The sequence below is a fragment of the Roseovarius faecimaris genome (genome assembly GCF_009762325.1).
In the GTDB taxonomy this organism is placed as follows: Bacteria; Pseudomonadota; Alphaproteobacteria; order Rhodobacterales; family Rhodobacteraceae; genus Roseovarius; species Roseovarius faecimaris.
Genome location: NZ_CP034348.1, coordinates 1,138,374 through 1,163,946, shown reverse-complemented (window position 1 = coordinate 1,163,946; position 25,573 = coordinate 1,138,374). Strand labels below are relative to the sequence as shown.

Below are 25,573 nucleotides of genomic sequence, written 5' to 3'. Positions count from 1 at the left end.
TGTTCTCGTGAGTTTCGCGTCAAACGGCCATTGTCGAGCTGAGGAACTGCTTCAGCCGTTCTGATTTCGGCGCACCAAAGAGTGTTTCCGGCGCGCCCTCTTCCTCAATCAGCCCTTGATGCAGGAACACGACATGGTCGCTGACATCATGGGCCATCTTCATGTCATGGGTCACAATCATCATGGTCCGCCCTTCGGCGGCCAGGTCCTTGATCACCCTGACAACTTCCTGTTCCAGCTCGGGATCCAGCGCCGAGGTGGGTTCGTCAAACAAAAGCGCCTCGGGCTCCATGCACAGGCCCCGCGCAATCGCCGCGCGCTGCTGCTGACCGCCCGAAAGCTGCGCCGGATAGACATCGCATTTGTCGCCGATGCCGACCTTGTCGAGATAGCCGCGCGCCGCCTTCTCCGCCTCGGCCTTGTCGCGGCCCAGCACCGTTACCGGTGCTTCCATCACGTTTTCCAGGATCGTCATATGTGACCACAGATTGAACTGCTGGAACACCATGCTGAGATTGGTCCGGATGCGCAGCACCTGCGCCGGATCGGCGGGATGGCGGTGCAGCCCCTCGCCTTTCCATCTGACCGGCTCTCCCTTGAAGAGGATATCGCCTTGCTGGCTGTCTTCCAGAAGGTTGGCGCAACGCAGGATCGTGGATTTTCCCGACCCGGACGATCCGATCAGCGAGATCACCTCGCCCTTGCGGGCCACAAGATCAACACCTTTGATGACTTCCAGGGCACCATAGGCTTTGTGCAGGTTGCGAATCTCGATGACGGGCGTTTCGTCGGCCAAGGCAAGCTCCGGGTTGAGGCAGCGTTCAAGACGTTAATAGGGCCGAAAAAAAGCACTAATGCAACTTGCAAAACGCGCGATCTGTGCGGTTCAGGTGCAATTTGGCGGTAAGAACGTCCGATTTGACGGCTTTTTGGGCGCGGTGCCGCAACGTCACTGCGGCAGATGGCTGGCCCCTTGGGGGGGCGGCGGGCTGGGCACGGCGAGGTATGTCTCGGCCGGAATGGCCACAAGGCCGCGCAGATGCAAAAGCGCGCGGTCATCCGGGGCAAGCGCTGCGATCGCCGCGCTTACCGCGTTGAAATGCCTGGCTGCGTCCCGACTGGACGCGGTGATGTAAGGCAGCACGGGCGTGGGTTGCGTGCGGGCCACGACACGCAGCTCTTGCGCAACCGGATCATGCTCTTGCAGCACTTCCCAGGTCAGGGCGTCGATCCCGGCGATATCCGCCTTGCCCGCCGCCACGGCACGCGCCGAAAGCGCATGCCCGCCGGTTTGCACCGGCGGCCCGAATGAGACGCCTTCGGCCTGCGCATAAACCTGCGGGCCCGCCCAGCCGCTTTGTGACAACGGCTCGTTAAAGGCGAAACGCGCGCCGTCAAAGGCGGCAAACCCGTCGCGGGTGTCCTCCGCCCGCACCACCATGACCGAAGTGTAATAGCCCGGCGGACAGCCCGGCAGCCCATAATCGGGTGTGCCCACAAGGGTCACATGGCCATGCAGCCGCGCGCGGTAGGGGTAGCCGCAGGTCTGGCTCAGAACGAGATCGGGCGCGCGCCACTGCTCCCAGAGATCGCCGCCCCGGGTCAGGTGCTCGGGCCCCTCGCCAAGTTCGGCGCGGATGGCCTGCCAGAACCTGTCATTCGCGCCCTGCAGGGGGGGCGGGTCATACATCGGCAGGCTGGCGATCATGTCGCGCCGGATACCCTTTGCCGTGCCCGCGCGCTGTCCATGTCGCTGACCCCGAGAAGTGAACTGACAAGACGCACCAGCGCATCCTCGTGATGGTCGCGTTCGTCATCCGCAAGCGCCACCTGCCATAGCGCCTCGACCACGCCGACGCGGTCCTCATAGGGGACCGCATCCTTTATGGCGCGAGTGAAGCGCACGGTATCGGGTGCTTCGGCCTCCACCTTCTCGGCATCGGTGCGCAGGGCGGCCGCGGCGTCATGGCTGAGGCCGAACCGGGCCATGACGATCTTTTCGATGCGCATGATTTCGGACGCCGCATAATACCCGTCCGACCGCGCCAGCCGCACCAGCAACGCGGTCAGGGCAAGCCGCGCATCCATCTCATCCAGCGGCTCCGGCTCGGGCTGCAACAGACGTTTGAACAAATCCCCGATCATGTCCCTGCCCCGCCCAGTGTCTCTTCGGCAATGCTGCGGGCCTGATCGCTGTCGGCCTCGCTCAGCCCCAGCGCCTCGCGCACCTCTTCGACCACGCGCAATTCCACGTCCCGGCGCACCCCATCGGCCAGCACCACCTCCCAGAGGGCCTCGAGCGCATCGAGCCGCGCCTCCATGCTGACCGTCTCGCGGATCAACCGGCCAAACTCCACCGTGTCGGGCGCGGCCTTGTCGAGCTTTTCGCAGGTGGCGCGCATCTTCGCGGCCTCGATCGGCTTAAGGCGATTGAGCCGCGCCAGCAGCTTGTCGATCCGGCTGATCTCCGAGACCTGGTAATTCATGTCGGACTTGGCCACACGCACCATCAGAGCCCCCAGCGCCAGCTTGGCATCGGGCTCGGGCAGCGGCTGCGGTTTGGGCGCGTCGAAGGCGTGCAGAATACGATTGAGTATCATGCTCAAAGGTTAACCATGCCACGGGGCGCGCCGTAAAGGGGCTTGTGCGCCCTCGATGCCCGCCAGATCTCCTTGCCCGCCGAATAACCGCCGCGGGGCCTCGGCCACCATCGGCATATCCACCTTCCCCGCCGCCCGCCACGATCTCCGAGCCGCTTGGCCCACCCGCGCAGTCACCAGTGAATTCTCCCATCGGAAACAATAAAACGGCATTGCCCAAGGCCAGCCACATTTGCACCCCAATCTCATCCAGAAGCCCCCCTAGAGAAGAACCATGACGAAATGATACCACTTGGTGGAGCACACAGAATGAGCGACAGCGGCGAATTTGACTGGTCAACTGGCACCGCCGAAGACCAACAGGCTCTGGCCCGCGGGGCCGATGCCGATCAGCTTCGCCATGCCGCACGCACCTATCGCTGGACGCTCTATCCCGAAGAAGTGCTCGGCTGGGTGATGGCGCAAAAATGCATCGACCTGGCGTCGGCCCTCAGCGCCTTCCTGAACGGCGAACCCGAGCGTTTCAACTATATGCCCAAGCGGGACGTTCCCCAGTCGCATCGCGCTGCTGCGCGTGTGCTCGACAATATCTGCCTGCGGGTCAACAGCGGGTTCTATCTGGTGGAACCGGGGCATGACCTGGACGATGACCGGCGCCTGAAACGCTGGCTCGACTATCAGCAAGTTGATCGTGAAGAAGGGCGCCGGGGGCGGTGGATTCTCGATGAACGGATCATCAACGGGCTTTACGAGACGCAAGAGCTGCCCTGCTCGGTACAGATCCAGACCGAGAAGCGGAACGTGCTTCTCGATGTGTTCAGCCCGGTGATGGAGCTCGGTGTGAACCGCGAGCATCTGAAGTATCTACCCGAAGAGGGCTGAGCCTGCGGGCATGTCGCCCTGACGCGCGGCTTCTGCATCGCCCCGGGGGATGTCTCGGGTGTTTTTCGAGACGTTTAACCGGGTGATATCGCATCACGCGCGAGCAGGGGATGCGCGGGCCGGAGATGTTGTCAGACCAGTCGGCTTGTTTCCACCGCCGCCCGCACGAAATCAGCGAAGAGCGGGTGCGGTTCAAAAGGTTTGGATTTCAGTTCCGGGTGGAACTGTACGCCGATGAACCACGGGTGATCCGTCCATTCGACGATTTCCGGCAGGCGCCCGTCAGGGCTCATCCCCGAAAAGGTCAGCCCGCAGGCTTCCAGCTTCTCGCGATACTTCGTGTCGACCTCATAGCGGTGGCGGTGGCGCTCATCGATGGCCGTGGTCCCATAGACCTCGGCCACTTTCGAGCCCTCCTTGAGCACCGCGTCATAGGCCCCGAGGCGCATGGTCCCGCCCTTGTCATCCGTCACCTGCCGCTTGACCTTCTCGTTGCCCTGCACCCATTCCTTGAGGTGATAGACGACCGGCGTAAAGCGTTTCTTGCCTGCCTCGTGGTCAAACTCTTCCGAGCCCGCATCGGTCAGTCCCGCCAGGTTGCGCGCGGCTTCGATCACGGCCATCTGCATACCCAAACAAATCCCGAGATAAGGGATCTTGCGCTCACGGGCGAATTGCGCCGCCTTGATCTTGCCTTCGGTGCCGCGCTCGCCAAAGCCGCCGGGCACGAGGATGGCGTGGAAGCCCTCAAGATGCGGCGCGGGGTCTTCGGTGTCGAATATTTCGGCATCGACCCATTCGACATTCACTTTCACCCGGTTGGCCATGCCGCCGTGGGTCAGCGCCTCCTTGATGGATTTATAGGCATCCTCAAGCTGGGTGTATTTGCCGACAATAGCCACGTTCACCTCGCCATCGGTGTTGTGAATGCGGTCATTCACATCCTGCCAGACGGTCAGGTCCGGCTTGGGCGCGGGCGAGATGTCAAACGCATCGAGAACCGCCTGATCCAGCCCCTCGCGGTGATAGGCCAGCGGCGCCTCATAGATCGACTTGAGGTCATAGGCGGCCACCACGGCCTCTTTGCGCACGTTGCAAAACAGCGCGATCTTCTCGCGTTCCTTTTCGGGGATCGGCTGTTCGGAGCGGCAGACCAGGATATCGGGCGCGATGCCGATGCTCTGCAATTCCTTGACCGAGTGCTGGGTCGGCTTGGTCTTCAACTCGCCCGAGGCCGCAAGATAGGGCAGCAGGGTGAGGTGCATGAAGATGCATTGCCCGCGAGGCTTGTCATGTGTGAACTGACGGATCGCCTCGAAAAACGGCAAGCCTTCGATATCGCCCACCGTGCCACCGATCTCGCACAGCATGAAATCGACTTCGTCGTCACCGATGCCGATGAATTCCTTGATTTCATTGGTCACATGCGGGACCACCTGGATCGTCTTGCCAAGGTAGTCGCCCCGGCGCTCCTTCTCCAGCACATTGGAATAGATACGCCCAGAGCTGACCGAATCCGTCATGCGCGCGGGAACGCCGGTGAAGCGTTCGTAATGGCCAAGGTCGAGGTCGGTCTCGGCGCCGTCATCCGTCACGAACACCTCGCCGTGCTCGAACGGGCTCATCGTGCCGGGATCGACATTGAGATAGGGGTCAAGCTTGCGCAGCCGGACAGAGAAGCCGCGCGCCTGCAAGAGCGCCCCCAGAGCCGCCGACGCAAGCCCTTTTCCGAGCGAGGAGACAACACCGCCTGTAATGAAGATATACCGCGCCATGCGTTGGCCGCCCCCCGTGATTTCTGGCTCTGACTGAGGCCCTGGACAGCGCGAATCGGGATCGATTCTACCGCAGCACCACGGGATTTGAGCTTTAACGGATTCGCGTCTGTTTCGCAACCCAACCGCAAGATGATGTTAACGCAAACCCACGCACCTCAAGAGTTTGTGGCAAATTGCCGTTGCGTCACCCGGTGCTGACGGCTTGGTTTACTCTGCGGTTGGCACGAGCGGCGCGTTTTCATCCGCTGAAGGCGGCAGCAGGCTGTCGCCGGTATCCGGCAGTGCCGGATCGGCCTCTTGCTGCACGGGCGCGTCGGTGATCCGGTCAAGCACCGAACTGCCTGCCGAGTTCTTGGCCGCAATGATCGTCAGCGTGATCGAGGTGCAGATAAACGCAGCCGCCAGCAGCCAGGTCATCTTGCCCAGTGCTGTGGCCGCGGCCCGGCCCGAAATGGCCCCGCCGCCGCCGCCCATGCCAAGGCCACCGCCCTCCGAGCGCTGCAAAAGCACCACGCCAATAAGGGCGAGAGCCAGAAGAAGGTGGATGATCAGGACAACGTTTTCCATGCGTGCGCCAAGGCCCGTTTTGTGAACTCCCGCGCTATCTATGCAATTCGCGCGCGCCCCGCAACCCGCGAACATGACCGCGCTTCGCTTTCCGCGTCACGCGCGGCGAAAAAGCCCGAGCGCATTCAGCAGACGCCGGGCGCGCTGCGCCAGGCCCAGGCGGGGCCCGACCGTGCCATGCACCGCCTCTCCTGCCTTTCGGTCGGCCTCGTACACGTCGATCACCCGTTCGGCACAGCCACAGCCTTCGCCCAGCCCCACTTTGGTGTAGTAGAAGCGCTGGAAACTCTGACTGTCTGGTCGGATGTGCCGGGCCATGGCGCAGCTTGCCGCGCCCGTCCCGTCGGCGCAAGCCTCGCATTTTGCGAGACTGCGGCGAATTAGCGGTTCCCCCTGCCCCGGCGGCCCGGTATACCGGCGCGGGTTTCGCAATCGAGCAAAGAGGTCTGGAATGGCGAATGTGGTGGTCGTGGGCGCCCAGTGGGGCGACGAGGGCAAGGGCAAGATCGTGGACTGGCTCAGTGAGCGGGCCGATGTGATCGCGCGGTTCCAGGGCGGGCACAATGCCGGGCACACGCTGGTGATCGACGGCAAGGTGTACAAGCTGCATGCGCTGCCCTCTGGCGTCGTGCGCGGAGGCAAGCTCTCGGTTATCGGCAACGGGGTTGTTCTTGACCCCTGGCACCTGCTGAGCGAGATCGCCACCATTCGCGAACAAGGGGTGGAGATCACGCCCGAGACGCTGATGATCGCCGAAAACACGCCGCTCATCCTTCCCATTCATGGCGAGCTGGATCGCGCGCGCGAAGAGGCCGCCAGCAAGGGCACCAAGATCGGCACCACCGGGCGCGGCATCGGGCCGGCCTATGAGGACAAGGTGGGCCGCCGGTCGGTACGTGTGGCCGACCTGGCCGATGCGGCCACGCTGGAGGCGCGGGTGGACCGCGCGCTTCAACACCACGACCCGCTGCGCAAGGGGCTGGGGATCGAGCCCATCGACCGCGACGCGCTGATCGCGCAGTTGCAGGACATCGCCCCGGAGATTTTGCGCTATGCTGCCCCGGTCTGGAAAGTGCTCAACGAAAAGCGCAAGGCGGGCAAGCGTATCCTCTTCGAAGGGGCGCAGGGCGCGTTGCTGGATATCGACTTCGGCACCTACCCGTTCGTGACTTCCTCCAACGTCATCGCGGGCCAGGCCGCTACGGGCGTGGGGATCGGGCCGGGCTCGATCGATTATGTTCTGGGCATCGTGAAAGCCTATACCACCCGCGTCGGTGAAGGCCCCTTCCCCACCGAGCTGGAAGATGAAGACGGTCAGCGGCTGGGCGAGCGCGGGCATGAGTTTGGCACCACGACGGGCCGCAAGCGGCGCTGCGGGTGGTTTGATGCCGCGCTGGTGCGCCAGACCTGCGCCACCTCGGGCGTGACCGGCATTTCGCTGACCAAGCTCGATGTGCTCGACGGGTTCGAGACGCTCAAGATCTGCGTAGGGTATGAGTTGGACGGCCAGCAGATGGATTACCTGCCCACCGCCGCCGACCAACAGGCCCGCTGCACGCCGGTCTACGAGGAAATGCCGGGCTGGTCCGAGACCACCGAAGGCGCACGAAGCTGGGCCGACCTGCCTGCAAATGCGATCAAATACGTGCGCCGGGTCGAAGAGTTGATCCAGTGCCCGGTCGCGCTACTGTCCACCTCACCCGAAAGGGACGACACCATCCTTGTCACCGATCCGTTTGCCGACTGATGTCAAAGCTGAGCTACAAAGCCCGCCGCCGCTGGGCGCTGATCATTCTGCTAGTGGCCCTGCCGGTCTATGTGATCGTGGCGGTGAACCTGACCGACTGGCTGCGCGCGCGGTATGACGGGCTTGGCATCCTGACCGAATTGCTGGTCTTCGTTGGTCTGGGCATCCTGTGGATCGTTCCGCTGAAGCCGGTCTTTCTGGGGATTGGTCAGGCCGACCCGGATGCGCCGCCTGAAGACCGAGACGCCTAACACACGGGCATTTTTGGGCTTAACCGCTTATTTTCATACTAATAAATATTTTGATCAAATTATTGCTGGCGCGCCCTCGCGCTTGAGATTACTCTGGCGCAAATTCTTTGACGGATGGCCAGAATGGACCTCTCCTCTTACCACACGCTGCGCGTGGCCGCCTGTGACCTCAACGGCCAGATGCGCGGCAAGCGTATCCCCGGCAGCTATGCCGCGAAACTCGACACCGGTGCCGTGCGCATGCCGCTTTCGGCGCTGAATGTGGATGTGTTCGGGCTTGATATCGAAGGCTCGCCCCTGGTGTTCGAGACCGGCGATGCCGATGGTGTGCTGCGCCCGACCGAGCGCGGGGCGATGCCGATCCCGTGGCTGGACGCGCGGCAGGCGCTGGTGCCGATGGAAATGTTCCATGACGACGGCACGCCGTTTGACGGCGATCCGCGGCTGGCGCTGAAATCGGTGCTGGCGCGCTATGCGGCGCGCGGCTGGACGGTGCAGGCCGCAACCGAGCTGGAGTTCACCCTGATCGACGACAGCGGAGAGGCGCTGGATGCGGTGATGAACCCGCAGACCGGTCGTCGGCTGCAATCCGCCGCAGTGCTTTCGCTGCTGCATCTCGACGCGTTCGACCCGTTCTTTTCGGCGCTTTACGACGCCTGCGAAGCGATGAACATTCCCGCGCAGACCACCACTTCGGAGAGCGGCGTCGGCCAGTTCGAGATCACGCTCAACCATCAGGACGCGCTCAAGGCCGCTGACGATACCTGGCTGTTCAAGGCGCTGATCAAGGGGCTGGCGCGCAAGTTCGGCTTTGCCGCGACCTTCATGGCCAAACCGTTCGAAGAAGATGCAGGCAACGGGATGCATATGCATTTCTCGGTGCTGGATGCGGCGGGCAAGAACGTCTTTGACAATGGTGGCGAAGAAGGCACCGAGACCCTGCATCAGGCGGTCGCAGGCTGCCTCGCGGCGATGCCGGCCTCCACCCTGCTGTTTGCGCCCCATGCCAACAGCTATCGCCGGATGGTGCCGGGCAATCACGCGCCTACCTCTGTCTGCTGGGCCTATGAGAACCGCACCGCAGCGGTCCGCATCCCCGGCGGGCCCTATGCCGCGCGGCGGATCGAACATCGCGTGGCGGGCGGGGATATCAACCCCTACCTGACCTTCGCGGGCATTCTGGGCGCCGCGATCACCGGGATCGAGGAAGGCATGAGCCCGCCCGAGCCGATGCAGGGCAATGCTTATGACCTCGACCTGCCCCAACTCGCCCCCGATTGGGAAAACGCGATCGACCGCTTCGAGGCGGACCCGCTGATGCGCGCGATCTTCCCCGAGGGGTTGATCACCAATCTGGTCTTGACCAAGCGGCAGGAGCTGCGCCTGATGGCAGATATACCGCAGGAGCAGCATTGGAAAACCTATGTCAACGCGGTGTGAAAAAGCTGAGGACGGAAAATGACGCAACCCGGCAAAACCATCGGTATCCTGATGACCGGCCATGCGGTGCCCGAGGTGCTGGAGGCACTGGGCGATTATGACGCGATGTTCGCGCGGCTGCTCGACGGGCATGGGTTCAACTTCAAAAGCTACGATTGCGAGGGCGGTGTCATCCCGGCAAGTCCGGACGAATGCGACGGCTGGCTGATCACCGGCTCCAAGCATGGCGTCTATGAGGATCACGCCTGGATACCCCCGCTCGAGGCGTTCATCCGGGATGTCTATGCGGCGGGCGTGCCGTTGATCGGCGTTTGTTTCGGCCATCAGATCATCGCGCAGGCGCTTGGCGGCAAGGTCGTCAAATATGACGGTGGCTGGTCCATTGGCCACACCTCCTATGAGATCGAGGGGGAAACCCGCAGCCTCAACGCCTGGCACCAGGATCAGGTTGTGGAACTGCCGGAGGGGGCCGAGGTGGTCGGCTCTTCCGATTTCTGCTCCAATGCCGCGCTGGTCTATGGCGAACATGTATACACCATTCAGCCGCACCCGGAATTCACGTCGGACATGATTGATTTCCTGCTAAAATACCGCGGCAAAGGGGTGGTGCCGGATGAGATATTGCAGGCCGCCGCCACCCGGCTTCATGCCCCAACCCAAAGCCCCGCCATTGCAGACCGCATGGCGGAGGTCCTGAAACGAGGTGCCTGATATGGCCAACTGGATCAGCAAACTTCCCGAAGCCGCCAAGGCATATCTCGAGGGCAAACGGCTCGACGAGGTGGAATGCATCATCGCCGACCTGCCCGGCATCGCCCGCGGCAAGGCGGTGCCTGCGGGCAAGTTCAACAAGCAGGATTATTTCCATCTGCCCGACTCGATCTTTTTCCAGACCGTGACCGGGGGCTATGCCGACGACGCCGATGACGAAGGCGACTGGATCGAGCGCGACATGGTTCTGGTGCCGGATATGGAAACCGCCTCGGCGGCGCCCTGGACAGGGGACTGGACGATACAGGTGATCCATGACGCGCAGGACCGCGACAAGAAACCGATCCCCTACAGCCCGCGCAACGTGCTCAAGCGCGTGGTGGAGTTGTACCGCAAGGAGGGTATGGAACCTGTCGTTGCGCCGGAGATGGAGTTCTACCTCGTTGCGCGCAACCTCGACCCGGCCAAGAAGATCGAACCGATGATGGGCCGCTCAGGCCGCCCGGCGGCGGCGCGGCAGGCCTATTCGATGACCGCCGTCGATGAGTTCGGCCCGGTGATCGACGATATTTACGATTTTGCCGAAGCGCAGGGCTTTGAGGTTGACGGGATCACCCAGGAGGGCGGCGCCGGACAGCTTGAGATCAACCTGCAACATGGCGACCCGATCAAGCTCGCTGACGAGGTGTTCTTCTTCAAGCGGCTCATCCGTGAGGCGGCGTTGCGGCATGACTGCTTTGCCACCTTCATGGCCAAACCCATCGAAGACGAGCCCGGAAGTGCGATGCATATCCACCATTCGATCATGGATATCGAAACCGGCAAGAACATCTTCAGCGGCCCGCAGGGCGGTGAGACGGACGCCTTCTATCACTTTATCGGCGGGTTGCAGGCACATCTGCCCGCGGCCATTGCCATCCTCGCGCCTTACGTGAACTCCTATCGCCGCTACGTGCGCGCGCATTCGGCCCCGGTGAACCTGGAATGGGCCCGTGACAACCGCACCACCGGCATCCGCGTGCCCATCTCGGGGCCGGAATCGCGGCGGGTGGAAAACCGGCTCGCCGGGATGGACTGCAACCCCTATCTCGGCATCGCGGCATCGTTGGCCTGCGGCTATCTCGGCCTGAAGAACGAACTGCGCCCGCGCCCGCAATTCAAGGGCAACGCCTATGAGGGTGACACCGGCATCCCGCAAATCCTGGGCGATGCGCTCGACCTGTTCGAAGAGGCCACGGAGCTGCAAAGCGTTCTGCACCCCGAATTCGCCCGCGTCTACACTGCCATCAAGCGTGATGAATACGAAGAATTCCTTGCCGTGATCAGCCCCTGGGAACGCGAGCATCTGCTGCTGAATGTCTAAGCGCGGACTGATAGCTGCCGGGGCCGTCGCTCTGGCCCTGGGCGCTGTGGTGACCCTGAGCCTTGGTGGAGGAACGTCGGATGCGGTCCGGGGCGACCCCTCCGCGCCTTCCGAAAAGGATCCCTCCGGCGTGGTGCGGCACATGATCCTGCAGGACGCCGATCTGGAGAATGGCCCGGACTATGCGCTGATGCTGCACCCTCTGGCCACGGGAGGCGATTGGCGTGTGGTGACCGATCAGACCGCGCTGCGCGCCGCCCAGCCCACGGCGTATTACACGGACAAACCGGGCGAGACGATGAAGCTGCTGCTTTTGTCGATCCTCTTCATGAGCCCGCCCGGAAACCCGCCCGACGGCCGTTTTGCCACCCTGATCCGAGGCAAGGAAGAGGTCAAAAGCTTCACCTGCGCCCCGGTGTTCTGCACCAGCGGCGAGATCGGAGGAGATGCGCGGCACCAACGTGATCTGGCCGGTTTGCTGGAGGCGTCGAAACCGGTGGAGCTGATCACCGAACGCTTTGCGCATCCCGACAAGGTGCGTGCCGCTCATTTCAAGGCGCTGCGCGACGAGAGCATCGTGCTGATCGAGCCTGCGGACCTGCCGCCGCCGGGCACGATCATGTATCCCGCCCGGGTGCGGCTCGATCTGCCGGCGGTGTTGCTGGACACGGACGAGAGCGGCAACACCCCGCTTACCCCTTTCGACGAGGCCGAGTATCGCGCGCGTTTCGTTGCCGCCTTCACCCACGCCTACCCGGAAACCGATGCCTACAGGCTCGGGCCGATCGATTTCAGCTACATTTATCCGCCCCAAACCGGCTGGCCCGTCGTCTCGGACGCGTTTGAGGGGTATCTCTACGACGAACAGGAGCACCCGCGCGGGATCGACCGGATCATGGTGGTCAAGCCCTACCTGCTTGTCGATCTGACCCCGCGTCTTGCCGATGCCCTGATGGGTCCTGACCCGTTCTCCCGGATGCCCGATTTCGCCCGCGAGCCGGAAACGCTTGCGCCGAGGCTCGATGCCCTTGCCGAAGAGGTTCTGAGCCGCCCCTGCCCCGGTTGTTTCAAGATCGAACTGCCGGTCAAAACGGTGGACGCGATCCGCGTGACCCGCTCGAAACCGCCGACCTTCACCCTCTCCTATTTCAGGATCGCCGACGATGAACCTTCTGCACAGCAATGACCGCCCCGGGCAATACCCGGACAGCTGGTACGCGGCGACGATCGAGCCGCTGAAAGAGTTTGCCCCGCTCCGGGGCGAGACGCGCGCGGATGTCTGCATCATCGGCGGCGGCTTCACCGGGCTGTCCGCGGCACTGCACCTGGCGGAAGCCGGTTACGAGGTGGCGCTTGTGGAGGCGCATCGCGTGGGGTTCGGGGCCTCGGGGCGCAATGGCGGTCAGCTCGGATCGGGTCAGCGGGTCGGTCAGGACAGCCTTGAAAAACTGGTGGGGCAGGATGATGCCCGGCTGCTGTGGGAGCAGGCTGAAGCGACAAAAGACCTCGTGAAATCATTGATCGCAAAGCACAAGATTGACTGCCACCTGAAACCGGGGGTTGCGCATACCTGTTTTTCCGCGCGTGAGATGGCCGAGGAGCACGCCTATGCGCGTCACCTGCAGGACCGCTATGGCTATGACCAGATCGAGACGCTCGACGCCGAGGCCATGCGCGCGATTGTCCCCTCGCCAAGCTATCATGGCGGCACGCTTGATATGGGGGCGGCGCATCTGCATCCGCTGGCCTATGCGCTGGGGCTGGCCAAGGCCGCCGTTTTGGCGGGCGTCCGGATTTACGAGCGCTCCGAGGTGCATCATATCCAGCGCGGCGCCAAGCCCGTGGTTCAGACCGATCGCGGGCGCATTGCAGCCGATCATGTGATCCTGGCCTGCAATGGCTATCTGGGCGGGCTGGACCGCAAGGTGGCCGCGCGGGTCATGCCGATCAACAATTTCATCATCGCCACCGAGCCCCTGGGCGATGCCGCCGCGCAGGTGCTGACCCGCGATATCGCGGTGGCCGACAGCAAGTTCGTGGTGAATTACTACCGGCTCAGCCATGACGGGCGGCTGCTTTTTGGCGGCGGCGAAAGCTATGGTTACAAGTTCCCGCGCGACATCACAGCGACGGTGCGCAAACCGATGCTTGAGATCTACCCGCATCTTCGGGATGTGAGGATCGACTATAGCTGGGGCGGGACGCTGGCCATCACCATGCGGCGGATGCCCTATCTGGCCCGGGTGGCGCCGAATATCCTGTCGGCGTCCGGCTATTCAGGGCACGGCGTGGGCAATGCCACCCATGCAGGCAAGCTCATGGCTCAGGCGATTGCCGGGCAATCCGAAGGGTTTGACATCATGGCGCGCGTACCCGCCCAGGTGTTTCCGGGCGGGGCCATGATGCGCTCGCCTCTTCTTGCGCTGGCGATGACCTGGTATGCCATGCGCGACCGTCTGGGCATGTAACCCGGCAAATTTCTTTTACTGATGTTTCTGCCTCAGCGGGCCGCCCACAAGGGCGGTGCGCGAAGTTTCGCGCCCAGAAAAGGTCACAGAATTAACACTTGGGTTTTACCCCTCTTTGGAGTATGTATTTCGGTATTCCGAAGTCTAGTTTCAGGAAATCCGAAGATGCCACTCCCTCCGAACGTTTATGACGCTGAGCCGATCCCCGAATCCGCCCGCAAGGAAATCGACAAGCTTCTGAAATCCGGCGATCTTTTCCGCTATACCGCGCCTGAAAACGCACCGGTGACGCTTCTGGAGCAGGAATTTGCCGCTCTCATGGGCAGCCGCTATGCGCTTGCTGTTTCGTCCTGCTCTGCCGCACTGTTCCTGTCGCTCAAGGCGCTTGGCCTGCCGCGCGACGCGCGCGTGCTGATCCCCGGCTTTACCTTCGCGGCGGTGCCATCTTCGGTCGTGCATGCCGATTGCGTCCCGGTTCTGTGTGAGGTGGGTGAGAATTACCGGATTGACCTCAAGGACTTCGAGGCCAAACTTGATGCGAATATCTCGGCCGTGATCATCAGCCATATGCGGGGTCATACCTCGGACATGGACGCGATCATGGCACTCTGCGAGGCGCGCGATATCCCCGTGATCGAAGACGCCGCGCATTCGCTCGGCACCACCTGGGACGGCCGTAATATCGGGACGATCGGGCGGGTGGGCTGTTTCAGCTTTCAATCCTACAAGCTCGTCAACGCAGGCGAAGGCGGGATCCTGATCACCGACGACGCCGATCTGATCGCGCGCGCCGTGATCATGTCAGGTGCATACGAGCATAATTGGGCGAAACATTTCAACGGGATGGATGCCGAACTTGAAGCGGCCTTCGCGCGCTGGCAAAACCATGTTCCGCTGTACAATCTGCGTCTGTCCAACCTTTCGGCCGCGATTATCCGCGCACAGCTTCCCGAGATCCCGCGCCGCGTGCGCGATGGCCGCGCAGGGCATGATCATGTGGCGGCCCGGCTCAATACCTCGCTCTGGCTGCATGTGCCGGATCCCCTGCCCAAGGAAGAACGCGCACCGGATTCGATCCAGTTCAACCTCGTGGGGCTGTCGGACGACGATGTGGATGCCTTTGTCGCCGCCGCCGATGCGGGCGGAGTCAAGGTGCAGGTCTTCGGCCAGAGCAAGGACAACGCCCGGGCCTATTGGAACTGGAAATTCCTTCCCGGTGAGGCCCCGGATCTTCCGCAAACCCGTGCCATGCTGATGCGCGCCTGCGATGTACGTCTGCCCGCAAGGCTGACCCGGGCCGAGCAGGACTTGGTCGCTGATATACTTCTCTCTGCCGCAGGTCAGGTGATGGAAGGGGATCCGCTCGCCTACGGGACTTGACGCCAGAGCGCCCTGCCCGCTTGATGGGCGCATGAGCAAGGATTTCTCCAAGGGCGCCGCGTGGATACGGGGCGATATTGTTCCGATCCATGAGGCGAAAATCGGCGTCACCGACTGGGCGCTGACCCATTCGGACGTGACCTATGACGTGGTGCCGGTCTGGAACCGGGCCTTTTTCCGCCTGGGCGATTATCTCGACCGGTTCGAGGCGTCGATGACAGCCTGCCATATGGATGTCGGCATGGATCGCGCGGCAATCGAGAGCGCGCTGCACGACATGGTGGCAGGGTCGGGCCTTGATGCCGCCTATGTGGCGATGGTGGCCGCGCGGGGTGTACCGATCATTCCCGGCAGTCGCGACCCGCGCGATTGCGCCAACCATTTCTATGCCTGGTGCGTGCCTTACGTGCATGTGGTCAAGCCCGAGATCGCTGAGGCAGGCGTCGCGGTGATGCTGCCTGATACGGTGCGGCGCATCCCCGAAGACAGCGTGAACCCTCTGGTGAAAAACTACCATTGGGGCGATTTCACCCAAGGGCTGTTCGCCGCGAAGGCCGCCGGGTTTGAAACCGTGCTGCTCCCCGATCATGCGGGAAATGTGACCGAGGGTCCGGGGTTCAACGTCTTTGCCCTGAAGGGCAATCGCGTGATCACACCGGAGCGCGGCGTGTTGCACGGGATCACCCGGCGCACAGTTTTGGAACTGGCCGAGGCGCAGGGGTTTTCGGTGGAAGAACGCACGCTTCCGGTCGCGGAGCTGATGGAAGCCGACGAGGTGTTCCTGTCGAGCTCAGGCGGTGGGGTCATCCCGGTGGCACGGATCAATGACCGGCAGTTTTCCAATGGCGCGGCGGGGGCGCAGGCGTTGCGCTTGCGGCAGGCTTACTGGGCGCTGATGCAGGACAGCAGGTATCTCACCAAGGTGAAAAGCGCCGTGTAAACATCTGATTTGCTGACATTTCAGGAACAATCGCTGTCAGAAAACGGTGAGGCTGCCGCGCAGGAACGGGTGCTGCGCGAGGGCGGGCTCGACGATGGTTTCCTGCAGGATCGGCCGCAGCGTCGCGGCGACCCGCGCGGGCATGTCCTGCAGGATACCCTTGCGCGCGGTAAGCGAAATGGTGCGCGTCAGGGGCTCGAACGGAAGATCCATCACGTCGATCTGATCGGCAAACCGACGGGCCCGCATGAGGGCCAGCGGCGTCAGGATTGTCCAGCCGGTGCCCTGCCCGACAAGCGCCAGGATGGCATGATAGCTGTCGATCTCAAAACGGTGGGTCAGGGTCAGGTTCTGGCGCGCGAGATGCGCGTTGACCAGCCGCCCCATGTAATGCCGCTGGGTATATTGCACCATCGGCATGCGCTTGAGCTGGCGCAGGATATCGCCATCACGGTGGATCTTGCCCTTGGGCGCGGCCACGATGAAACCCTCGCGCATCAGCGGGTGCACCTCGACCCAGTCGCTTTCGGCACCAAGCTCGGCAGCGACGATCACGTCAAGCGCGCGGGCGTCGAGCTGATCATAGAGATAGTGGCTGGCCCCGGTTTCCAGGAGGAACTGGCACCCCTTCAACTCGCCCGCCATATGGGTAAGGAGCTGAGGCGTCACATCGGCCTCCAGATCTTCGATCATGCCGAGGCGGAAACGGGTGAGCGCCGACAGGTTCGCCATGGCCAATTCAGCCCGCGCCTGGGTCGCCTCGTTCAGGATGGTTTGCGCCCGGCGATGCATGATCTCGCCCGCAGGGGTCAGGCGGATGGGCCGCGCGTTGCGTTGCAGCAGCGTCGCGCCAACGGCGCCTTCGAGATTGGTGAGTTGCTGGCTGACGGCGGACGGGCTGGCCCCCAGTCGCTTGGCGGCGGCAGAGATTGACCGCTCATCGGCGGCGGCCATGAAAACCTCGATGCCCCAGAGGGTTATCCGGCCGGGACTATCGACCATCGCGGGTTACTTGCCCAGTTTCGACAGCTTATCCTGAAGATCGGCGAGCTGTTTCTTGATATCGTCGAGGCCTTCGGCGTCATCGGCATCCGCGGCGGGGGGCGCTTCAGCACTACCCTCTTGGCCACCGGCTGCGCCCATGCCGCCTGTCATCGCCTTCAGAAACGCCTCTTGCTGGGCGCGCATGGCATCCATCCCGGGCAGACCGGCCAGCGGGTTGGCCTTGGCCATGTTTTCCATCATCTGGCTCTGACTTTTCTGGAGCATCTCGAAAGAAGCCGCCAGAAAGTCGGGCACCATCGAGGTGGCCTGTGTCGAGTAGCTGCGCACCAAATCCGTCAGGACACTGATCGGCAATACACTTTCTCCGCGGCTTTCATGTTCGGCGATGATCTGCAGAAGATATTGCCGTGTCAGGTCATCGCCGGATTTCAGGTCGATGATCTGGACTTCGCGCCCCTCGCGAATGAATTCGGCAATGTCGTCGAGCGTCACGTAATCGGACGTCTCGGTGTTGTACAACCGGCGGCTGGCATATCGCTTGATCAGCAGGGGTTTGTTGGTGTCAGCCACGGTGCGTTCCTCCCAGACATCGGCATCGCTGCAGTGCAGCTTAATGCCACGGCGCAGAAAAGAAAAGAGCGAGCCGTTGGCTCGCTCTTTATGAGGAGAGGTCCGAAGGGAGGGAGCGGACCCTATCGCTCAATTACTTGGCAGCTGCGGTTGCTTTCTTGGCAGCGGCAGTAACCTCGTCGGTGGCTTTCTTGACAGCGGCAGCTGCGTCGTTTTGCAGGTCTTTGCCAGCGGCCATCATCAGCTCGACGGTGTCCATTTGAACTTTTTTGGCGACTTCAGCGAAGGCAGCCATGTTCTCGGCGGCCACTTCAGCGCTGGCCGATGCGAAATCGGTCATGGCTTTGGCGTAGTCGGCGGGCTCGGCTTTGACTTTGGTCATGTCGTTCAGCTTGGCCAGGGTCTCTTTGGTCCACTTGTTCGAAATCTCGGCCGATTTCTCAGCAGCGGCCAGGGCGACGCCCGACAGCTTTTCGTTCAGAGCGGCTTGGTTCTGGAAGGCTTCTTCCATTGCTTTGGTGTCAACCGGGAATGCGCCCATGATGTCTTTCAGGACGGTGTTCATGTCTTGTGCTTTGGCCATGGATCAATTCCTTTACTTGGCTTTGCGTGATCAGCGAGGGTCGCTGCTTTCTGCGTCTGCAAACTATATACATGCTGCACTGCGGCATTTCAAGTATTTTTTCTGCACTGCAGCAAAATTTTCACAAAGCCAGGAAATCACATTGATTCAGACACTTGCCTTCTTGCGCACATAGGTTCCCGGGGCCGGAGCGATGGGTTTATGCGTAGAATCACCGGGTTCTCGTGCCTCGACCATCTTGCCCGAGCGCTTGCTCAGCCAGCTTTCCCAATGCGGCCACCAGGAGCCTTCATGCTCTGTCGCGCCGTCGATCCAGGCCTCGGCGTCGCCGCTGAGATCCTCATTGGTGTAATAGCCGTATTTCTTCTTGGACGGCGGGTTGACGATGCCCGCGATATGACCGGATTCGGACACGATAAAGGAACGGTCCTTGGAGCCCGTCATCTTGAAGCCGCGATAGCAGTCTTTCCACCGCGCAATGTGATCGGTTTCGCAGGTGACGGCCATGATCGGCACGTTCACGTCCGAGATATGCAATGTCTCGCCACACATCTCGATCCCGTCGGTGACAAAGAGGTTCTGCTGGCAAAGCCCGCGCAGATAATCGAGGGCCATCTTGGCCGGCAGGTTCGAGCCATCGCCGTTCCAGTAGAGCAGATCGAAGGCCGGGGGTGTTTCGCCCATCATGTAGCTTTTGATCGCCGGCTTATAGATCAGGTCATTGGAGCGCAGGAAGGACATGGTCCGCCCCAGGATGAACGAGCGCAGCACGCCTTGGGTTGCCACTTCCTCTTCGATCCCGTTGATGAAATCATCCTGCAGGAAGGGCACGAACTCCCCCTGATCCGAGAAATCCGTCAGGGTGGTGAAGAAGGTCGCCGATTTGATCGACTTGTCGCCCCGCTTTTTCATCAGCGCCAGAGCGAGGTGCAGAGTCGTTCCGGCGATGCAATAGCCGACCGCGTTGACCTGTTTCTGCTTGGTGATCGACTTGGCGACGTCGATCGCGGTCAAAAACCCGTCTTCGATGTAATCGGACATGCCCACATCCGCATGGCTGCGGTCAGGGTTGATCCAGGAGACGACAAACAGCGTGTAGCCCTGATCGACGATCCACTTGATCAGGCTGTTCTGTTCCTTGAGATCCATGATGTAATATTTGTTGATCCAGGGCGGAAAGATCACCACCGGGACGCTATGCACTTTTTCGGTGCTCGGCGTGTACTGGATCAGCTCCATCATGCGGTTGCGGAACACCACCTCGCCGGGCGTGGTGGCAACATTCTCACCGATCTGGAAGGCGGATTCATCCGCGAGGCGCACAACCATTTCGCCATCATTGGCCTCAAGGTCGGCAACCAGGTTCTCCAGCCCTTTCACCAGGCTTTCGCCCTCGGTCTCAAGCGCGCGCTCCAGAGCGTCCGGGTTGGTGCCGAGGAAATTGGTGGGCGCCATCATGTCGATGATCTGCTGCGAGAAATAGCGCAGGCGCGCCTTTTCCTTGCTGTCCAGATCGTCGACCTCTTCCACGGCTTGCGCGATAGCCTTGGCATTGAGCGCATATTGCTGCTTGATCCAGTGGAAATACGGGTTGGTCTTCCACATCGGGTTGGCGAAACGGCTGTCGCGGGCCAGCGGGTCGTCTTCGTCTTCTTCCAGTTCGCCGCCTTGCAGCATCGCCTGCTGGGCTTCCAGGAAATGGCGCACCGACTTGCCCCAATATTCAAGCTGGCTTTCATAGAGCTTGCCAGGATTTTCCAGAAATTCGCTCATATAAGATGCGGTCGCCTTCGCGAACAAATCCTGCGAGGGCGCGGAAAGCGTTGGTTTGGGAGGGTTTCTTGCCGTCAACGCCTTGATCAGGCGCTGAGAGAGCTCCTCAACCTTAACGAGATTTTCATTCAATTTCTGAAAATCTTGTACTGCGACATCCTCTTGCGTTGCCATGAAAGAGTTTTCCCTTTAAGTTTCTGCTATGCAGCATAACGTTGGTGGTCAGGAGGGGCCATGCGACGAAAGCGACCAGGCCTGCGCGGCCAAAAAGGAGACGATGATGCGGTACATGGCAACTTACGACCTGATGGAAACCCTCCGAAACACCAATCAATGGTTGGGCGCAACGGCCCTTTCCATGGCATCTTACCCAATTTTCAGCATGGTGCCAAACCCCGCTTTTCAGTGGATGGCGGCGTGGGGTGAGGTCACGGAACGCACCTTTCAGCGGATGATCATCAAGCCCGACTGGGGCATCGAATCAATCACCGGCGAAGACGGCCGTGATCACCTGATCAAGATCGAACCCGTGCTGGAGCGCCCCTTTGGTGATCTCATTCATTTCGACGTTCAGGGCCGTGCGGATATGGACCGCCGCGTTCTGCTGGTGGCTCCGATGTCAGGCCACTACGCCACGCTCCTGCGCTCGACCGTGCGCTCTCTTCTGCCCGATTGCGAGGTCTATGTGACCGACTGGCACAATGCCCGCGACATCCCGGTGAGCGAAGGCAAGTTCGATGTCGAGGATTACACCCTTTACCTGATGGAGTTCATGCGCGAGCTGGGCTCGGATCTGCATGTGATCGCCGTTTGCCAGCCTGCGCCGCTGACGCTTGCTGCCACCGCCTACCTGGCCGAGCTTGACCCCGATGCGCAGCCGCGCTCGCTGACCCTGATCGGCGGTCCGATCGACCCCGACGCCACCCCCACCGACGTGACCGATTTCGGCCGCCGCGTGACCATGGGTCAGCTCGAAGAGACGATGATTCAACGCGTTGGCTTCAAATACAAGGGCGCGGGCCGCAAGGTTTATCCGGGCCTGCTGCAACTGGCCTCATTCATGTCGATGAACGCCGACAGGCATACGAAGGCCTTCGTCGATCAGATCAGCCGGGTCGCCCAGGGCGACGCCAGCGACCATGACCCGCACAACAAGTTCTATGACGAATATCTTGCGGTGATGGACATGCCGGCCGAATTCTACCTGTCGACGGTGGAACGTATCTTCAAGGGGCTTGAGATCGCCCGCAACGAGTTTGTGGTCGATGGCCACAAGGTCGATATCGGAGCGATCACCAATGTCGCAGTGAAAACCGTCGAAGGCGGCAAAGATGACATCTCGGCCCCGGGTCAATGCGTTGCCGCGCTTGACCTTTGCACCGGCCTGCCCGACAGCAAGAAGGCCAGCTATATCGAGCCTGAGGCCGGTCACTACGGGATTTTCGCCGGACGCAGCTGGCGCAACAACATCCGCCCGCTGGTGCTGGAGTTTATCGACGCCAATTCCGAGGCCCCTGCCCCGCGCAACCGCACGGCGCCGCGCAAGGCCAAGCCGGGCAAACCCGCAAACAAGAACGCCGCGGCCTGAACCGCACAACATCGACCCCGGGCGCATTGAGAAAATTCGTACGAATTTTCTTGTGCCAGGTCGTAACGATCAGCCCGTGATTGCAGGGGTTTGCAGAACGAACGGCTGTTTCATCCAATCCAGAATGGCCTGCGTTGTCGCGTCGGGCTGTTCGAGTGTCGGCAGATGTCCGGCCCCGTCGATCACCTTCAGTTCGGCATATGGGATCAGCTCGGCCATGAACCGGTGCCGCTTGACCGGTGTCAGCCTGTCTTCGGAGCCACACAGCACCAGCGCCGGGATTTTGCACCGCCGCAGCGCAGGCTGTTGATCTCGCCTGCGTTGCAGCGCACGGGCCTGTCGGATGACGGTGTCCGCGCCCAGGTTTTCCGCCATGTCCTGCACCAGCGCCATGATTTCGTTGCGGTAGGTGGACGAGATATTGTCCGGCGGCAGGAAGTCCGGCACCGCCTCGGCCAGACGGCCTGAGCGGACCTTGATGATCATCGGTTCATAATTGGCCGCCGATTGCGGCGTCTCGGCAAGCGCGTTGGTGTCCATCAGCGCGATCCGCGTCAGCCGGTCAGGGGCACGGCGCAGGATTTCCATCGCCACACACCCGCCCATGCTCAGCCCGGCCAGGGCAAATTTGCGGGGCAGATTATCCAGCAGGCGAGAGGCGATTTCTTCGATCCGGTCGCCGCCGGTGATGGGGGCAACAGTCAGCGTGTAATGGGGGCTGAGCGCGGCCAGCTGCGGCCCGAACACCCGCGCATCGCACATCATGCCCGGCAAAAACACCAATGGTTCGTTCATGCTGCCCGATATCCTTTGCCTGCTCTGCTTTTTTTGCTCAGCATGCCACAGAGGCGGCGCGGGTCAATGGCCTAGGGCAGATCAAGCCCCCGGAACGGCGGAAAATCCGCATAGCGTGACCGGCGCGCCTCAGCCGCTTCGTGCGGATCGTCCCCGGATCTCAACAACATCCCCTTGGGCGCGATATAGCTGGAGATGGTCCGCCGGGGCTGCTCGCGCCAGCTCAGGTTCATGGCGCAGAGCTTGGCAAAGAACCACAGGTCGGAATACGGCAGGTGATCATGGATCCACCAGGCAAGATCGCGCCAGTCGCGCCCCTGGGCGTACCTGTCTGCAAACCACGGGATCACCAGAGAGCTACCCGCCCCGGCCCCGTCCGGGCTTTGCCGGTCCCAGATGTGGTGGCCGTAATTTGCGTCATTGCGGGCACAGTTGAGGTTGTTTTCATTGCCGAACCGATTGAGCGTGGGGCTGCGATACCCCGAGCGGACGGCGATGCGTCCAAAAGTTTCGGTGAGCGGGTCAAGCAGCTCTTCGCAAAGCCGACGACCATTGGCGATGGCCATGTCAGGGTCTTCGGGAATGTTCGGGATCTGGTGAAAACTGCCGATCTCTGAATAAAGGAAATCGCGCATGTAGAAATACCGGCTCAGCCGCACGCGCCCGAGCGTCTCAAGGCTCCACATGCTGCGCGGCGGCCTCATCTTTCATACCTTTCCCTAAAGGCCCGTGATCCAGGTGAGCATGGCCTGTGTCGCGGCACCGGTATTGCCTGGTGACATGATATCACCGGCCACAACATGCGCGAAGGGATCGTCAGTCTCAGTCAGCACGGGCGAAAGGCGCGTGACCTCTCCGCCCCAGGCCGCTTCAACCTTTGCTGTAATATCGGGGCGTACCACCTTGTCATCGCTGGAATAATAGAAAAGCGCGGGAATGGTCGTTCGGCTATAATCCTGTTTGATCGCATGCCGCACCATGGCCGCCATGGGAAAGACCGCGGCACTTGGATATTCGGTCGTCCAATGCGCCGCCTGGCCCGGATTGCGCGGCTCGAAACTGCGTCTTTCTCCGGCCAGAAGCGGCAGCCAATGGCGCGCGCCGGGCCAGGTGAGCAGCGGGGCCAGCGTGTTCTGAATGCCGAAATTGGGCGACACGAAAATCACCCCTTTAACCCGCTCGGCCAGTTCCGGCTGTGAAAGTGCAAGGGCCGCCACCGTTCCGCCGGTGGAGGTTGAAATCACGATCACCTCTTCGCCCACCGCCCGGCCCACGGCCAACGCCTCGGCCGCGTCATGCATCCAGTCGGCGACGCGCGCCTCGGCCATGGCATCGGCGCTGCGCCCGTGGCCTCTGAACCGGGTGAACACAAGATTGGCTCCCAATGCCTCGGAAAGCCTGTCGGGCACGGGGCGGATTTCCTGCGATGAGGCCGAGAAACCATGCAGATAGACGATCGACAGCGGGGTTTGCCTTTCCTCCTGCCCGGCGGCCCAGATCACCCGCTTGGCGCTATCCGGGCGGATATCGTCATACCGCGCCTCGACACGCCTCAGATACGCAGCGACCCCGCCCTCCAGCAGTCGCGCATCAAAACTCACATCTGTGTCGACCGGCTCATGGGGGGCAAATGCAACGAGCCCGGCCAAGGCCCCGACGAGGATCAGCGCGCTCCAGCGCAGCGCGCGTCTCACGGCTGCCCTGCCAAACCAAGCACCTCTTCGATGCTGTTGGTGATCAGATCCAGGCACGGCGCGGTCGAAAAACTGTGATCGGCCCCATCCACCAGGGTGAGCCGCAGATCTGGGCCCTGCGCATGTTCAAGCAGCCGAAGCGCGACGGACATCGGAACATCCTTGTCGGCCGTGCCCTGAAGGAACCGCACGGGCACCGGCAATGACAGCGGGGTGCGCAGGACGAGCTGCTTTCGACCGTCCTCGATCATCCGCTGCGTGATAATATAGGGATCGCCATAATCGCTGGGCAGCGCCACGCGCCCCGTCTCGGCCATCTCGGATTTTTGCGCCTCGCTGAACCCGGCCCACATACTGTCTTCGGTAAAGTCAGGTGCGGCGGCGATGGTCACAAGGCCCGCCATGCGCTCTGGCATCCGCCGGGCCATAAGGAGCGAGATCCAGCCCCCCATGGACGACCCGACAAAAACCTGCGGGCCCGATGTCAACGCCGCAATCGCGGCTTCGGCATCTTCGGCCCAGTCCCCGATACAGCCTTGTTCGAAGCTGCCGGAACTCTGGCCATGCCCGGAATAATCGAACCGCAAAAAGGCCTGTCCGCGCGCTTTGGCCCAGGCTTCAAGATGCGTCGCCTTGGTGCCTTGCATGTCGGACTTGAGCCCGCCGAGAAAAACCACGCCGGGTCCCCCGCCACCGTTCAGGTGATAGGCGATGTCGCGCCCTTGCGGCGTTGTGAAAAAGCTGGCGTCTTGCATGGCCCCTCCTGACTGTCATCCTGCGTCACCATCGCCGCAAAGGCGCAGGCTGTGCAAGATGCGAGGGGCGTGCGGGCCGTAACGTCAGGCGATGGAGCCGATCACGGACTCGACCCGGCTGATCGTCCACTCGCGCGGCTGTCCCGCGCGCTCGCCCAGTTCCGGCGGGAATTCCTTTGAATAGCTCTGAACGTCTGCCTGTTTGTCTTCACCCGTTTGTTGCGGGTTTTTTGTGTCGCTCTGGGTCATGCTCACTGTCCTGTTGACGCCGCGGTGCATTGCTTCCGCTGAAGGCATATAGCCATGTTTTCAAGCGTTAACAGAGCTGAAGTTAAATAAAAATATCTTTTTGTGTCAGTATGTTACAATATGCAACTGCATACGAAGGTTCACAATCGTCTACATTTCGGCCGCCGCGACCGGACCGCGGCGGCTCTTAGGGATCAGCCGCCGATATATGCACCGGACTGAGGACGGTAGAACACTTTCTGATTATGCAGCCGACCCAGAAGATCGTGGATCTGGCGGACCGTGTCATCCTGATCAGTGTCGCGCGGCGTCACGTCGGCGTCTGTGGCGTCGATGGCCCGAACCGCCAGGCTGCGCTTGGTCTGGCGCAGCGCTTCCTCGATCAGGTCGACATCCGCAACCGAAAGCTCGAACTTGTCGTTGTATTTGGGCAT

The 25,573-nt window shown here is 61.8% G+C and carries 28 protein-coding genes; 11 read left to right on the top strand and 17 right to left on the bottom strand.

Features of this window, described 5'->3' with window-relative positions:
- Positions 1 to 19 precede the first annotated feature (19 nt).
- The 4 genes from EI983_RS06135 to EI983_RS06120 form a co-directional block, all read right to left on the bottom strand.
- Positions 20 to 796 (bottom strand): ABC transporter ATP-binding protein, encoded by a 777-nt coding sequence (locus EI983_RS06135; RefSeq protein ID WP_157706502.1) that lies wholly within the window; start codon positions 794 to 796, stop codon positions 20 to 22.
- A 153-nt stretch (positions 797 to 949) separates the two neighbouring features.
- Positions 950 to 1,708 carry a phosphate/phosphite/phosphonate ABC transporter substrate-binding protein gene (locus EI983_RS06130; RefSeq protein WP_157706501.1) on the bottom strand — a complete coding sequence of 253 codons (759 nt, stop codon included), beginning with the start codon at positions 1,706 to 1,708 and terminating at the stop codon, positions 950 to 952.
- Complete coding sequence (locus EI983_RS06125; RefSeq protein WP_157706500.1) at positions 1,705 to 2,145, bottom strand: tellurite resistance TerB family protein; 441 nt, start codon at positions 2,143 to 2,145, stop codon at positions 1,705 to 1,707. The genes EI983_RS06130 and EI983_RS06125 overlap by 4 nt, the downstream gene beginning before the upstream one ends.
- Positions 2,142 to 2,597, bottom strand: a complete 456-nt coding sequence (locus EI983_RS06120) for a tellurite resistance TerB family protein (RefSeq protein WP_425500903.1) — start codon at positions 2,595 to 2,597, stop codon at positions 2,142 to 2,144. Before EI983_RS06120 ends, EI983_RS06125 begins: the two co-directional genes overlap by 4 nt.
- Positions 2,598 to 2,909: 312 nt before the next feature.
- On the opposite strand from EI983_RS06120, the gene EI983_RS06115 reads away from it, so the two are divergent.
- Positions 2,910 to 3,482, top strand: a complete 573-nt coding sequence (locus EI983_RS06115; RefSeq protein ID WP_157706498.1) for a hypothetical protein — start codon at positions 2,910 to 2,912, stop codon at positions 3,480 to 3,482.
- 131 nt (positions 3,483 to 3,613) lie between these two features.
- On the opposite strand, the gene pyrG is transcribed toward EI983_RS06115, so the two are convergent.
- From pyrG to EI983_RS06100, 3 genes are all read right to left on the bottom strand, one after another.
- On the bottom strand, positions 3,614 to 5,257 hold the full coding sequence (gene pyrG, locus EI983_RS06110; protein WP_157706497.1) for a CTP synthase: 1,644 nt from the start codon (positions 5,255 to 5,257) through the stop codon (positions 3,614 to 3,616).
- A gap of 210 nt (positions 5,258 to 5,467) precedes the next feature.
- Complete coding sequence (secG, locus tag EI983_RS06105; RefSeq protein ID WP_157706496.1) at positions 5,468 to 5,827, bottom strand: preprotein translocase subunit SecG; 360 nt, start codon at positions 5,825 to 5,827, stop codon at positions 5,468 to 5,470.
- 96 nt (positions 5,828 to 5,923) lie between these two features.
- Entirely contained in the window at positions 5,924 to 6,145 is a 222-nt protein-coding gene (locus EI983_RS06100) for a hypothetical protein (protein WP_157706495.1), read from the bottom strand.
- A gap of 133 nt (positions 6,146 to 6,278) precedes the next feature.
- Here EI983_RS06100 and EI983_RS06095 point away from each other — a divergent pair, with 133 nt between their 5' ends.
- The 9 genes from EI983_RS06095 (at position 6,279) to EI983_RS06055 (ending at position 16,127) form a co-directional block, all read left to right on the top strand.
- Complete coding sequence (locus EI983_RS06095) at positions 6,279 to 7,574, top strand: adenylosuccinate synthase (RefSeq protein WP_157706494.1); 1,296 nt, start codon at positions 6,279 to 6,281, stop codon at positions 7,572 to 7,574.
- The gene (locus EI983_RS06090; RefSeq protein ID WP_157706493.1) at positions 7,574 to 7,825 is read left to right on the top strand and encodes a DUF2842 domain-containing protein; all 252 of its coding nucleotides are present in this window, start codon (positions 7,574 to 7,576) and stop codon (positions 7,823 to 7,825) included. Before EI983_RS06095 ends, EI983_RS06090 begins: the two co-directional genes overlap by 1 nt.
- 123 nt (positions 7,826 to 7,948) lie before the next feature.
- Positions 7,949 to 9,265 (top strand): glutamine synthetase family protein, encoded by a 1,317-nt coding sequence (locus EI983_RS06085; protein WP_157706492.1) that lies wholly within the window; start codon positions 7,949 to 7,951, stop codon positions 9,263 to 9,265.
- Between the two features lie 18 nt (positions 9,266 to 9,283).
- Positions 9,284 to 9,976 (top strand): type 1 glutamine amidotransferase, encoded by a 693-nt coding sequence (locus tag EI983_RS06080; RefSeq protein ID WP_157706491.1) that lies wholly within the window; start codon positions 9,284 to 9,286, stop codon positions 9,974 to 9,976.
- A 1-nt stretch (position 9,977) separates the two neighbouring features.
- On the top strand, positions 9,978 to 11,339 hold the full coding sequence (locus EI983_RS06075; protein WP_157706490.1) for a glutamine synthetase family protein: 1,362 nt from the start codon (positions 9,978 to 9,980) through the stop codon (positions 11,337 to 11,339).
- Positions 11,332 to 12,525 carry a hypothetical protein gene (locus EI983_RS06070; protein ID WP_157706489.1) on the top strand — a complete coding sequence of 398 codons (1,194 nt, stop codon included), beginning with the start codon at positions 11,332 to 11,334 and terminating at the stop codon, positions 12,523 to 12,525. The genes EI983_RS06075 and EI983_RS06070 overlap by 8 nt, the downstream gene beginning before the upstream one ends.
- Complete coding sequence (locus EI983_RS06065; protein ID WP_157706488.1) at positions 12,503 to 13,807, top strand: NAD(P)/FAD-dependent oxidoreductase; 1,305 nt, start codon at positions 12,503 to 12,505, stop codon at positions 13,805 to 13,807. The genes EI983_RS06070 and EI983_RS06065 overlap by 23 nt, the downstream gene beginning before the upstream one ends.
- 165 nt (positions 13,808 to 13,972) lie before the next feature.
- A complete protein-coding gene (locus tag EI983_RS06060) occupies positions 13,973 to 15,187 on the top strand; it encodes a DegT/DnrJ/EryC1/StrS family aminotransferase (RefSeq protein WP_157706487.1) in 1,215 nt (404 codons plus the stop codon).
- A 31-nt stretch (positions 15,188 to 15,218) separates the two neighbouring features.
- Positions 15,219 to 16,127, top strand: a complete 909-nt coding sequence (locus EI983_RS06055; protein WP_157706486.1) for an aminotransferase class IV — start codon at positions 15,219 to 15,221, stop codon at positions 16,125 to 16,127.
- A 36-nt stretch (positions 16,128 to 16,163) separates the two neighbouring features.
- On the opposite strand, the gene EI983_RS06050 is transcribed toward EI983_RS06055, so the two are convergent.
- The 4 genes from EI983_RS06050 to EI983_RS06035 form a co-directional block, all read right to left on the bottom strand.
- Positions 16,164 to 17,129: a LysR family transcriptional regulator gene (locus tag EI983_RS06050; RefSeq protein WP_157706485.1), complete on the bottom strand. Its 966-nt coding sequence runs from the start codon at positions 17,127 to 17,129 to the stop codon at positions 16,164 to 16,166.
- Positions 17,130 to 17,135: 6 nt separating this feature from the next.
- Entirely contained in the window at positions 17,136 to 17,702 is a 567-nt protein-coding gene (gene phaR / locus EI983_RS06045; RefSeq protein ID WP_157706484.1) for a polyhydroxyalkanoate synthesis repressor PhaR, read from the bottom strand.
- Positions 17,703 to 17,835: 133 nt separating this feature from the next.
- Entirely contained in the window at positions 17,836 to 18,285 is a 450-nt protein-coding gene (locus EI983_RS06040) for a phasin, PhaP (protein WP_157706483.1), read from the bottom strand.
- Positions 18,286 to 18,432: 147 nt separating this feature from the next.
- Positions 18,433 to 20,232, bottom strand: coding sequence for a PHA/PHB synthase family protein (locus EI983_RS06035; protein WP_157706482.1), 1,800 nt, complete (start codon positions 20,230 to 20,232; stop codon positions 18,433 to 18,435).
- 106 nt (positions 20,233 to 20,338) lie between these two features.
- Between EI983_RS06035 and phaZ the strand changes: the two genes are divergently transcribed.
- Entirely contained in the window at positions 20,339 to 21,646 is a 1,308-nt protein-coding gene (gene phaZ / locus EI983_RS06030; protein WP_157709002.1) for a polyhydroxyalkanoate depolymerase, read from the top strand.
- A gap of 69 nt (positions 21,647 to 21,715) precedes the next feature.
- On the opposite strand, the gene EI983_RS06025 is transcribed toward phaZ, so the two are convergent.
- The 6 genes from EI983_RS06025 to EI983_RS06000 form a co-directional block, all read right to left on the bottom strand.
- Positions 21,716 to 22,441, bottom strand: a complete 726-nt coding sequence (locus tag EI983_RS06025) for an alpha/beta fold hydrolase (RefSeq protein WP_157706481.1) — start codon at positions 22,439 to 22,441, stop codon at positions 21,716 to 21,718.
- Positions 22,442 to 22,512: 71 nt separating this feature from the next.
- Positions 22,513 to 23,127, bottom strand: coding sequence for a hypothetical protein (locus tag EI983_RS06020; RefSeq protein WP_157709001.1), 615 nt, complete (start codon positions 23,125 to 23,127; stop codon positions 22,513 to 22,515).
- Between the two features lie 33 nt (positions 23,128 to 23,160).
- Positions 23,161 to 24,135 (bottom strand): alpha/beta hydrolase, encoded by a 975-nt coding sequence (locus EI983_RS06015; RefSeq protein WP_157706480.1) that lies wholly within the window; start codon positions 24,133 to 24,135, stop codon positions 23,161 to 23,163.
- The gene (locus EI983_RS06010; protein ID WP_157706479.1) at positions 24,132 to 24,890 is read right to left on the bottom strand and encodes an alpha/beta fold hydrolase; all 759 of its coding nucleotides are present in this window, start codon (positions 24,888 to 24,890) and stop codon (positions 24,132 to 24,134) included. Before EI983_RS06010 ends, EI983_RS06015 begins: the two co-directional genes overlap by 4 nt.
- Before the next feature lie 84 nt (positions 24,891 to 24,974).
- Positions 24,975 to 25,139 (bottom strand): hypothetical protein, encoded by a 165-nt coding sequence (locus tag EI983_RS06005; protein WP_157706478.1) that lies wholly within the window; start codon positions 25,137 to 25,139, stop codon positions 24,975 to 24,977.
- A gap of 194 nt (positions 25,140 to 25,333) precedes the next feature.
- On the bottom strand, positions 25,334 to 25,573 hold the full coding sequence (locus tag EI983_RS06000; protein ID WP_157706477.1) for a hypothetical protein: 240 nt from the start codon (positions 25,571 to 25,573) through the stop codon (positions 25,334 to 25,336).